This window comes from Bradyrhizobium oropedii, from assembly GCF_020889685.1.
GTDB classification, from domain to species: domain Bacteria; phylum Pseudomonadota; class Alphaproteobacteria; order Rhizobiales; family Xanthobacteraceae; genus Bradyrhizobium; species Bradyrhizobium oropedii.
On the sequence record NZ_JACMYO010000071.1, the window covers coordinates 25973 to 37115 of the forward strand.

An 11143-nucleotide genomic window follows, 5' to 3' on the forward strand; every position below is an offset into this window, starting at 1 on the left:
AGGGGCGAATGGGGCGAGATGGCAGATGCAGCCACCATCCTTCACGCGGACCTGGATGCATTTTACGCGTCGGTCGAGCAGCTGCTTGAACCGTCGCTGCGAGGCAGGCCGATCGCCGTCGGGGGCGGCGTTGTGCTTGCCGCGTCCTACGAGGCCAAGGCTTTCGGGGTGTGTGGCGGCATGTCTGGACGGGACGCGCGCCGGCTGTGTCCGCAACTCATTTTCGTCGGCGGCCACTTCAGCGATTATCAACGGCTGGGTGACGCGGCCATCAAGGTGATCGGCGACTTTACGCCGCTCGTCGAGCGTATTTCGATCGATGAGGCGTTTGCGGACGTTGCCGGCTGCACTCATCTGTTCGGAACGCCGGCCGAAATAGCGGCGACGATCCGGCGGCGGGTGCGCACCGAGCTTGGGCTTCCGATCTCAGTGGGCGTCGCGCGCACCAAGCATCTGGCAAAGATCGCCTCGCAGGTCGCAAAGCCGGACGGGCTGGTCGTCGTTGATCCCGCCGCCGAGCTCAGCTTCCTTCACGCATTGCCGGTTGAGTTGATGTGGGGAGTAGGGCCGGTCACGAGGACGCGGCTGGACGCGATCGGTGTCGCGACCATCGGGCAGCTCGCTGAATTGTCGGAACGTTCGCTGACGCGGTTGCTCGGTCCGGCGGCGGGAGAGAAACTCGCAGCCCTGGCCTGGAACCGCGATCCGCGACAACTCAAGCCGCATCGGCGCGCGCGATCGGCAGGAGCGCAGTCGGCGCTTGGCCGAAAGCCCGCGGTTGTGCAAGTCATTCGCCCGACGCTGCTTCATCTCGCTGATCGCGTCGCCACGCGGCTTCGGGCGAAATCCCGGCCCGGACGAACCGTGACGGTGCGCGTTCGTTTCGCCGACCTGAAGTCGGTGACGCGCTCGATCACGCTCGATGCGCCGGTGTACACGACGGTGACCCTCGCCCGGCTCGCCGAGAATCTGGTGCGGGTCACGTTAGCTGACCACCCGGGCGAGAAGATCATCTCGCTGCTGGCGATCTCGGTGTCGCATCTCGAGGAGCACTGGGATCTTGCGCTGGAGCTTCCACTCGGACTGGCGGATGAAGCGCTACGCCCCGGCAGTCCGACCGGGATGGCCCGCTGGGCGGCCGACTGTGCGATCGACAAGATCCGCGATCGCTTCGGCTGGGAAGCGATCGGATACGGTTCGACCGCGCTTGAGGCAGTTCGTTCGGTGCCCGACGCGTTTCGCGGGCTTGCCGAGAAAGACCTCTAGGCCCGCTGGTTCAACCGCTTGTCAGCACATTAAGAAATGGCAATTTGGAATCGCAGGCTTGTGAGTGGCGACCTCACGCGTTCGGTCTATTCTGGGGATGCGGAGGACGAGCCATGAAGTATAGCTCCGAGCTGATCCAGACGATGCGCGATGCGTTGGACACGGTCATGGCAAGCGTACCGGCGGATCAATCCGTCTTCGGTCTCAAGGCCGCCGTTGCCGAATGCATCCTGCGGGCCGCAGCCCACGGCCAGACGTCGTTCGATGGGTTCGTGACGTCAGCGTCCGATCAGCTTCAATCGATCATCTCGATGCTGACTTGACAGATCGGCTGTGGCAGGCGGGGTAGGCGCTTCGCTTATCTGACGCGCGATCTGCGACAGGCGATTTCCTGCAACGAGCGGCCGCCGTCCACCCGTTGCATCGCAGTCGAGCTGAATAGTTAGGGCGAGCCAATGCCGTCCCTGGTGATCTTGGTGAGCGCTTCGTATCCGGGTGGTGTCAGGTGCAGCAGATCGCTCTTGTAGTTGGCGCACGGCGTCGTCATTCCGCACGCGATGCCAGCGGCGTCGATCGTTCTGATTCCGAGTTCCCTGCTTGTCCTGCTGAGTTCGGAGTTGACATATCCAATGTTCTCAGCCGCGCCCTTCATCTGCTCGCCTCGCGGGAGAATGTGGATGCTATAGATCTTGCCGTTCGGCCAAAGCGATCTGATCTCACCAAACAACTTGCGATATGATTGCATCACTCCGCAGGGCTTATCGAGATAGATGTTGTTGGTTCCGACCAGAACGATAATGCTTTTTGGCTTGATTTGCCGCAGTCGCTCGCGTTCGTGCTCGATGAACCAGAGCGTGTTCTGAATCCTGTCGCGTCCGACGCCGAGATTGGCTACGGGTCCAGCGCCGAGCGCGCCGGATTGTTCCTTCGGCCACGCCTCAACCAGCGAGTCACCCAGCATGACTGTTGAAACGTCACTGGTTAGGCTAGACACATTTCTTTCATATTTGCGCAGAGCATCCGCATTGTCAGGCACAGTCGCTGTTACGGCGAATTGCGTATCGGTCTTGTCGCATACGGATCGCGCATTTTGCGCTCGGCCTTCGGATGGTAGACAGAGCGCCGCGACAATTGTTAACGTCACTGCAGCATAGACAATCGATGTCGTTGACGCGGTGTGGCGGGGTTCTCCATCGGGTGTGTTCGATGTCATTGAGCGGTTCCATCTGAGGGCGGTCAATCCGATGTCGCTGAACATTTCGATCCTTGGACAGTCAAACAGCATCTTGAAGGCGGGATTCTTTCAAAAGTTTCTGGATGCTGACGACACAATTGATGTGAAATCAGCAGGACGGATCGGTGCGTCGCCGTCCTTGCTCGGTCCTTACTTCGCCCAGGGCGACTTCTTTCAAGGCTCGGAGTTCTGCATTGTCGATACGTGCGTCATCGATTTTTCGCTCCTTTCGGCCAATGCGATCGACTATTACGATGTCGTGAGATGGGTTGAGTGGATTGGGCATTCTGCCAAACGCGCCAATTGCGAACCGGTTTTCGTCTGCATACCGGTGAGCGACGTCAATGCATCAAGAACGATCATCTCTGCCTGCATCTCGGTCTGCCAGAAGCAGGATTGGTATTACCTTGATGTGAGAGACATCATTGCAGCCGTCGCCAAATCCAGGAACGTGGATGCGAAGGAACTATACGCGGACGGCAGCCATCCGGCCGAGTTCCTGTCGGGAGAGATAGCGGCGCACCTTGGCAATTTCTTGACTAAGATAAGAAGTGCGGAGACTGCACCGTGCAAACGCACGTTTGCGTTCACGGCTTACGAACGCGTCCCCCTCAAGGATCAGATACAGAGCGCGCCGGTCGAATACACCTCGAGGCTGATAACGTTCTCCGGTGCCAGGCTTGAACGCGGAGAGACCTATCCGATCTACGTCGGGTCGGATGCATCGGTCCGTGGCCTCATGGTCAATTCAGCAGCCTGCAGAAGCGTGCTGTCGATCGAGGGAGACAGAACCTTCTACAAGAACCTGCGCCTCAAGCCCTATCACCCGACAAACTTTGAGGCGAGGCTCATTCCGATTTGCAAGCCAATTCGAGACCATCAAGGCGTCGTCAGGCTATCGCTGACGAACCAGGATGTCCGCATGAGCGATGTTACCATGCATAGCTCGAACGACGGGAATGACGATGGTTTCATCGAGGCAGCCGATCTCGTCGTCGAGCGGGGATACGATTTGATCACGTACACGACCACGCGGCCCGCCGATCCGGCTTCCATCAGATGGATACCTGATTGATGGCGGCGCCACCATCGGGTGGCCGATGCAATTTTTGTCGCGCAGCAGATCGACGTGCCTTGGTCTAGCTGAAATGCAGCGTGACGCCTTCGCGCGACCTCTGACGCGCCGCGTCCGGCACAAATGGGCCGGTGCGCTGCGTCGGTATTCGGCTGTGATGTTCAGCTCAGTCGACGGAAAGAGGTTTGCCCCGGCGAACGCAGCAAGCGTCGCCAGGAAAGGCCGCGTCGAGTTCCTTGGGAGTTCTGCGTTGCTTCGGGGCCTTCTTACCTAGACCGTCGCCGCGCGGTACATGCGCAGAAAAGAAAATCAAAAAAATCAATTGTCGTCGGGGCGCCCAGGACTATTGTTCGGCGCAAACGGTGTGGTGCCGGTCGTCCCGGCCTTGTAGCTCATCGGATGAAACAGTGATGTTGAAGCAAGACTCCATCGCTCTATCCAGGCGTACTGACCGGACCAGGACGCGGCAGGGCGAGCAGGGATTCACCTTGGTCGAAATGCTTGTCGTCATCGCCATCATCGGCCTGATCATGGGATTGGTCGGCCCGCGCGTGCTGAGCTATCTGAGCGAATCGAAGGTCAAGGCGGCCAGGATTCAGATGCAGAGCTTTGCGAGCGCGCTCGACCTCTTCAGTCTCGATACCGGCCGCTACCCGTCGACCTCGGAGGGCCTCGCAGCCCTCGTGCAGCGGACGTCGGGCGCGGCGAGCTGGAATGGCCCTTATCTCAAGGGTGGTGTTGTTCCAAATGACCCGTGGAGCCATCCCTATATCTATCGTGCCCCCGGTGACCACGGACCTTACGATATCCTCTCCTATGGCTCGGATGGGCAGGAGGGGGGCAGCGGGACCGCCCAGGACATCTCGCTGGACAAACTGACGAGCAGCGCCAGCAACCAATGACGTGGAGCGAAGCGCCATCACGCCGGCTAGAATCTGGCGTGATTGGATGCCTCTTACTTCCGCTGCGGATGCGATACGTGTCGGTCCGGTTCGGGAGCGTCCTTGAGCGAACGTCGATCGATCTGCTGCGGCGTTGTTTCTTCTTCGGATCTAATGTCGAGGCCGGCAAGCCAGCGATCGTCGGATGATGTCGGCGGAGCGCGGTGCGCTGGTCGATCGGTCATGATCGTGCCCATCGCGCGCAACTCGGAGGGCGTCAGCCAGGCGATGTCGTGGGCGTGGGTCGTCACCATCCGTCCGATGATGCGCGGCGGAACGCCGAACCCGCTTGCGATGCGGCCCATGGCAATGGTCGCCTCCTCGGTCTGTGCGGTTTCGTGGCCGAATTTGTCCGATACGCCGTGGACGCCGATCGCGGCGTCGTAGCTCGCGAACTTCTCGTTTCCTGCGGCAAAAACGATAAAGCAGGCCGAGGCGCAACGCGATCCGGCGGCGACGATGGTCGGCAGCTTCGCCCTGTGGATCAAGTTTGCGAGCTGGACCGCTTCGGCAAGGCTGCCGCCCGGTGAATCCAGTCGGACGGCCGAGATCAGGCGGTTGCCGTCATTGGCGGTCTTGATCAGTCCCTCGGCGGCTTCCGTATCGCCCTCGGCCACATCGCCGCTAAGCGTGATTATGGTGATGTCGCCCCTGAGCGTCACGCTCTTCAAGTCGGCGGCGGTCGCGGTCGTGCTGACCACGGCCGCTCCCAGCAGCTTCAATATGGAAGACAGCATCGCCATCGGCGGCTTTCTACCCTGGTCCTACCTGCGCGCGACAGGCGCCGTCGCCGCGGCCGGCGCGTCGAAGGTCGATGGTGCGCGCCGCATGCTGTCGAGGCGCTCGCGGAATTCTTCGGCGACGACCTGGGCGTCGTGGGCGTTACGCACGAGCTTGGTGGTGACGAACACGATGATCTCCGAACGGGTCTTGCTGTCGCTTTTCTGGCTGAGCAAGTCGCCGAGATACTTGATCTCGTTCAGGCCGGGCAATCCGGCCACGGTGCGCTCGTCGTCCTCCTTGATCAGGCCGCCGAGCAGCACGGTTTGGCCGCTGCTGGTGCCGACGGTCGAATGGATGCGCCGCTGCGAGATGGTGGGCGTCAGGTTCTGGGCGCTCGCGCCGGCCGGATTGACGACGTTGGAGACTTCCTGCTCGATCTCGAGCTCGATTGATCCGTTCGGATGCACATGCGGCAGCACCTTCAGGATGATGCCGGTGTTCTGCCGGCTGATGCTGCTCACCACGTTGAGCCCGGTGACGGTGCTGCCGGTCGAGATCGGCACCTGGTCACCGACCTCGAGGATCGCCGGCTCATTATCGGCGACCACGAGCGACGGAGCTGACAGCACCTTCACGGTGGTCAGGGTGGAAAGCGCGTTCAGAACCAGCTTGGGATTGGCTTCGGCGCCGAGCAGCAGGTTGAACCCGGGCAGCACGCGCGCAAGCAGGGCGGTCTGCGCTGTCGACTGCAGGGCGTTGAACAGGCCGACCGATCCCTTGTCCTGGCCTGCACCGGCGTTGGCGCTGGTCAGATAGGCCTGCACGCCATACTGCAACTGGTCGGTCAGCGTGACCTCGGCGACCATGGCGTCGACGGCAACCTGGAGCCGCGGCCGGTCAAGTCGCTCCAGCGCGCGCTCGATCACGAGGTAATCCTCCTGGTTGGAATAGATCATGATCGAGTTGGTCGACTTGTCGGCGGTGATGCGCACGTTCTGAAATATGCCGCGTGGGAGGCTGCCCTGATTGGTTCCGCCGGTTCCCGCTGTATCCTGGTCGTCGTCCTTGCGGTCGGCGAATCCGACCTGAGTCTTGCCGCTGCCCGAGTTGTCGGTGGTGCCGCCCTGCATGGGGGTACCCTGATTGTTGCTATTATTATTGTTGTTGCTGTTGGTGAGCGTGCCGCTGCCGAGCGAGTCGAGCCGCGAGGTCGCTCCGCTCTGACCGGGCGCGGTCGCGGTGGTCTGGTTGTCACCGGCCGATTGCGAGGAGCGGCCGACGAACATTTCGTTGAGGATACGGGCAATGCTGCGCGCGTTGCCGAAACGCAGGCTGTAGACGCGCACAGTGGTGCCGGTGGGATCGGAGCGATCCAGGCGCCGCACCCATTGGGTGGCGCGTTCCAGTACCTTGCTGTTCTTGCTCACCACCAGTACCGCATTCATGCGTGTCACCGGCTGGAACTTGATCACGCCCTGGCCTTGGCCGCCTTCGGCGGTGTCGAACACTTTATCGAGCTCGCGGATCATGGTCTCAGGCGCGGTCGATTTCAGCGGATAGAGGCCGACCGACTGGTTGCGCAGCCATTCCACGTCAAGCTCGCCGATCACGCCGACCGCCGCCTGGCGCTCGGAGGCGGTGCCCTGGACCAGCAGCACGTTGCGCGCCTGGTCGACACGCACGGCGCCGGGCCGCGACAGGAAGTTCTCCGCAGTCTTGGCGATCGCCGCCGCGGAGACGAAGCGCAGGGGTACGATCGAGACGCCGTATCCGGGTTGCCCCGCACCGATGGTCGGGGTACCGGCTCCTGCGGCTTCCGGCATCGGCACGATGCGGATCAGGTTGTTTTCGCGCAGTACGGCCGCATTCAAGACCCGCAGCGTGTTCTCGAAGATCGGCAGCACATCCTTGCGCGGGATCGGCTGCGTCGAGGCCAGTGTGATCGTGCCCTGCACGCGCGGATCGATCACGTAGTTCATCCCGAGACTGTCGCCGATGACGGATTTTACCACCGTCGCGAGATCGGCGTTCTCGAAGTTCAGCTCGACGCCGCCCCCGGTCATGACATCGCTGTCGGCCGCGGTGGCCACACGCGTCGCGGCTGCGGTGCTGGCATCGCGCTGCGTCGGGGCGGGTGTGTAATCCTGATCAGCGCCGGGAAACACCATGGGTTGCGACGCACGCCCCGATGCCGTTGCGCCGGACGAGTTGCCGACCGGGCCGGTCCAGCGTGCGCGCAGATCCGCGTCGCGGATCGGGTCGGTGACCTGGTCGCGGCCGGGCAGGTCGATGCCCTTGTCCATCATGCAACCGGCAAGCAGGCTACCGAGCGCGAGGCAAGTGGCGGCCGTGACGCCTAGCGAGGCCGTCCGCGAGCGGCAGTAACGTTCGAGACGTTGCACGACTATTCTCCCTTCTCTCCGCTGGGACGCGGCGGTGCAGTGGGCAGCTTGCCGTCAACGCGCATCATTCGCCGCCTTCCAGCGACGATCAGCGGGCGTCAGGCTGCTGCCGGCGATCGTCTCCACCTCGTTGACCAACGCCTCGGCGCGGCCGATCAGCGCGCGCGCATAGGCTGGATTAATCGGCTGGCGCCCGAAGGCTGCGCCATCGATCTGGGCGTTGATCTCGCGCGCCAGCGCGTCGCGTCTCGCGGTGATTGCGCCGATGATGTCGAGATAGCGCTCATAGCCGGCGTCGCCGCCCTTGATGGCCGCGCTCGCCAGGGCGAGGCTGTTGCGGGCAAGCTGCCCGAGCGGCTCGTTGAGCGTCTTGGTGGAGCGCGCCAGTGTGATGTAGGTCTCGGGAGCGGCTGCGAGCTCCGTCGGCAGTGCGCCAGGCTCGAGCGCATCCACCAGCACGACGCCGTCGTGCAAGTAGCGGTCGGTCAAACCGACGAGCGCCAGCAAGGTGGGCCGCAGATCGGCATGGTTGGAGAGGATGTCGGCGGCCTCGCCGCGCCGTGCGATACCCGGGCCGGCCATGCCGAACCAGCTGCCGCCAAGCAGCTGGGAGATATCGCCGCGCAGCCACGTGACGTCGGGATTGATCGCAACGCAGGTCGGCGGCGCCGCGCAATCGGTGCGGCTGGCGGAGGTCCGGATGAGATAGTCGGGATCGCCGAACATGATGACATGCGGCGTGCGCGCCGGGCTCGCCGTGACCATGTGCATGAGCTGCATCTGTGCGCGGTCCGCGAGCATCGACGTCAGCCGGTCGCTTTTGCCGGTCACCGGGTTGAGGGCACTGAGCTTGCCGATGTCCTGCCCGAGCGTGCGCGTCAGCGGATCGGTGGGCCGCGGATTGCCGTCGATATAGAACGGCGCGGCGCTGCCGGCCTGCACGTCGAACCTGGTGACGTTTCGGCGCTCGGTCGCGAGCAGCCGATCGATAGCGGCGTCGATTGCGCCGACCGGTCCATAGCTGCAGGGCACCGCGCGACCATCGCATGCAGGCGGGCTCGGCGGTCCTCCGACAAAGCGGTCGTTGCCCGTGGGCACGACGATGAACAATGTGTTGCGTGTCGTGATCCCGCGAGCGGCGAGTCGGTCGATGAACGCCTTGAACGCCGCATCGTCGTCGGCGAGCCTTGCGACGTGATCGGGCTCGCCGGGGCCGAAGGCGCGCCGGCGCATGCCGTCAGGCCGGTGCGCGTTGCCGATCCCGACATAGACCACCGGCACGCCGGCCTCCAGCATCGCTGCCGCGTAGCCGAGCGACTGCGTCGCCGTCGTCTCCGATGCGCCGGGAAAGCCTGCGTGGCCGGCGTCGTCGCCGATGACGTCGCCGCCGAGATCTTTTACCGAGCCGCCCGGCGAGATCGCCGGCTGCACATTGCGGTTGCCGAACAACGCGCTGAAGCCGGCATAGCCGCCGGGTTCATCCGGCAGCAGGTCGGGCCGCGCATGCGCGTTGCTGCACAGCGAGCTGCCGCGCGCGCAATGAATGGCGATGCCGAACAGATCTGCGCGCGTCTTGAGCGGATCGCTGGTCGCAGCCAGCGCCTCCGAGGCGCCGAGGGTAGCCGCGATATCAGCGTTGCCCTGCAGCGTCAGGCCAGTGATCGCGAACGCGCCGACATCGCAGCCCGAGACGGTGAATGGCGCCCATGGTGCAGGCACCGTCTTGCCGGTGTCGGCCAGCATCAACGGCTTGCCGTCGCGGCCGCTCGCGGTCCAGTACGCGAAAGCATCGGCGAAGCCGACGCCGCCATCGCTGCGGAACGCCGCGCTGTTGTCGCCGAACGGCACGCCCATGCGGTCACCGTACAGACCGGTCAGGATGGTGAGGGCGTCGGTCGCCGTCTGGGCCAGCGGCGAGGTCTGGTGATTGCTGGCAATGATCCCGTCGCGACTTAGAAAAGCGCGCAAATGCGGCATCTGCTCGAGATCGGACGGAACGTTCGGAATGTCGCGACGCAGATGCACGTTGTCGAGCTCGATCTGCACCACACGCGCGATCGCACCACCGCGTGAATGCAACGCGCACGCCGCCTGCGCCTGACCGGCCCCGGTGCTGCACGCCAGGATGCAATCCAGGATCAGGAACAGGCAGCCGAGCAGCAGCGCCGCGAGGCCGGCAGGGATACTCGAACGCATGACGCCACGTCTTTGATATCGAAGTGTTCCGTCTGGATGGTCTGTTGGTGTCGATGCAGGCCGGAGCGTCGACAAGGTGCCGTCCACCGCACCGCGAGCGACTGTGTGCGGCTTCGATGACGTCGTCGTAACAACTGCCTCGACGCGTCGCGCATGGCGACAATGCCCAGCTGTGATTCATCTTCACAGATTTGACGCATACAACTTGCGACGCACGGCATTTTGCATCGCGCCCAACGAGCAGGCTTGCAACGCGCCCGCGTCTGGCGCAGTTTGATTGTGGCATGCGCGGATGACGATCAGTCGATCGTCCGTGCAGACAGACACGTGGACAACGTACGCATGTCGATCGCACTGCACATGTTGATGGTCGTTCTGCTTTGCCTGTGTATTCCGTCCGCGCGTGCGGCGGAGACGCCGGCAGGCGAGGAGGCCGCCGCCAACAATCCCGTCGGGTTGCAGCCGTTGCAGGAGCTGAGTGCGACCAAGGACAAACCGTTGTTCTCACCGGCACGGCGACCGCCGCCGAAGCCGGCCGCGCCAGTGGCGCGGCAAGAACCGCCGCCGCCACCTCCGGCACCGCCGAGTTTGGTGGTGCTCGGCATTGTCAGCGAGAACGGCGACGGTCGCGCCGCGATCCGTGCTTCCGGCGCGGGTGACAGGGTGTTGCGCGTGCGCACGGGCGACGACGTCAGCGGCTGGAAGGTCGAGCGGATCGAGCCGCGCCGGCTGGTTCTGACCCAGGGCGAGCGCTCGGTCGATTTCGCGCTGTTCGGCGGCGCCCCGAAGGCCGCAAAGTCGGCAAAGGCTGCGGAACGCCGCATCCCGCGGCTCAAGGTCGTCACGCCCGACTGAATTTGCTGTTGCATTTCAGTCGATTGGGCTGACGACGCCGTCGTCTTCGCCAAAAATTGAACTCTCGGAAAAGTTGAAATTTTTTTCCGGCATCGCTTCGCGTTAGCCGGTGTCGAACTGTCTTAGGTGATAGGGGAGGTGTCCTGAACTGTCGGGAGTGTCCGCTTGGAACAAGCGGTCGCGCTGACGGTGCTGCGCGCCTCTCATTGACCTGTTGGCACCGCGCCAGGCTGGTTCCAGGCTCGCCGGTGCGTTGTTGTGTTGCGATCGTTTCGCAGCACTGCTGCATTGGAAGGCCCGCATGCATTCGCTTCCCCGTTCTGCTTCGATGTCGCGTCGTGGCCTGCTGCTTGCGGGCGTCAGTTCGATCGCGATCGCAATGAGTTCACCGGCCGGAGCCCGGCCGTTCGGCACGTGGGGCAACGGCGGCGTCGCGGCGACGCAGGCGGCG

General features: G+C 63.5%; 9 protein-coding genes. 5 read left to right on the forward strand and 4 right to left on the reverse strand.

Features of this window, described 5'->3' with window-relative positions; genetic code table 11:
• Positions 1–18: 18 nt before the first annotated feature.
• Together dinB and H8A95_RS20735 are read left to right on the forward strand one after the other, a co-directional pair.
• Positions 19–1266: a DNA polymerase IV gene (gene dinB, locus H8A95_RS20730; protein WP_229184769.1), complete on the forward strand. Its 1248-nt coding sequence runs from the start codon at positions 19–21 to the stop codon at positions 1264–1266.
• 113 nt (positions 1267–1379) lie between these two features.
• Complete coding sequence (locus H8A95_RS20735; protein ID WP_229184770.1) at positions 1380–1589, forward strand: hypothetical protein; 210 nt, start codon at positions 1380–1382, stop codon at positions 1587–1589.
• 119 nt (positions 1590–1708) lie between these two features.
• Here the strand turns inward: H8A95_RS20735 and H8A95_RS20740 are convergent, their stop codons facing one another.
• On the reverse strand, positions 1709–2479 hold the full coding sequence (locus H8A95_RS20740; protein ID WP_229184771.1) for a GDSL-type esterase/lipase family protein: 771 nt from the start codon (positions 2477–2479) through the stop codon (positions 1709–1711).
• 31 nt (positions 2480–2510) lie between these two features.
• Here H8A95_RS20740 and H8A95_RS20745 point away from each other — a divergent pair, with 31 nt between their 5' ends.
• Positions 2511–3575: a hypothetical protein gene (locus tag H8A95_RS20745; RefSeq protein ID WP_229184772.1), complete on the forward strand. Its 1065-nt coding sequence runs from the start codon at positions 2511–2513 to the stop codon at positions 3573–3575.
• A 410-nt stretch (positions 3576–3985) separates the two neighbouring features.
• A complete protein-coding gene (gene gspG / locus H8A95_RS20750; protein ID WP_229184773.1) occupies positions 3986–4477 on the forward strand; it encodes a type II secretion system major pseudopilin GspG in 492 nt (163 codons plus the stop codon).
• A 53-nt stretch (positions 4478–4530) separates the two neighbouring features.
• Here the strand turns inward: gspG and H8A95_RS20755 are convergent, their stop codons facing one another.
• The 3 genes from H8A95_RS20755 to H8A95_RS20765 are packed head-to-tail and all read right to left on the reverse strand — an operon-like array spanning position 4531 to position 9837.
• A complete protein-coding gene (locus H8A95_RS20755; RefSeq protein ID WP_229184774.1) occupies positions 4531–5259 on the reverse strand; it encodes a COG3904 family protein in 729 nt (242 codons plus the stop codon).
• Positions 5260–5280: 21 nt separating this feature from the next.
• Positions 5281–7641 carry a type II secretion system secretin GspD gene (gene gspD / locus H8A95_RS20760; protein ID WP_229184775.1) on the reverse strand — a complete coding sequence of 787 codons (2361 nt, stop codon included), beginning with the start codon at positions 7639–7641 and terminating at the stop codon, positions 5281–5283.
• Between the two features lie 54 nt (positions 7642–7695).
• Entirely contained in the window at positions 7696–9837 is a 2142-nt protein-coding gene (locus H8A95_RS20765) for a hypothetical protein (protein ID WP_229184776.1), read from the reverse strand.
• Positions 9838–10179: 342 nt separating this feature from the next.
• On the opposite strand from H8A95_RS20765, the gene H8A95_RS20770 reads away from it, so the two are divergent.
• Entirely contained in the window at positions 10180–10692 is a 513-nt protein-coding gene (locus H8A95_RS20770; protein ID WP_229184777.1) for a hypothetical protein, read from the forward strand.
• The last annotated feature ends 451 nt before the right edge of the window (positions 10693–11143 follow it).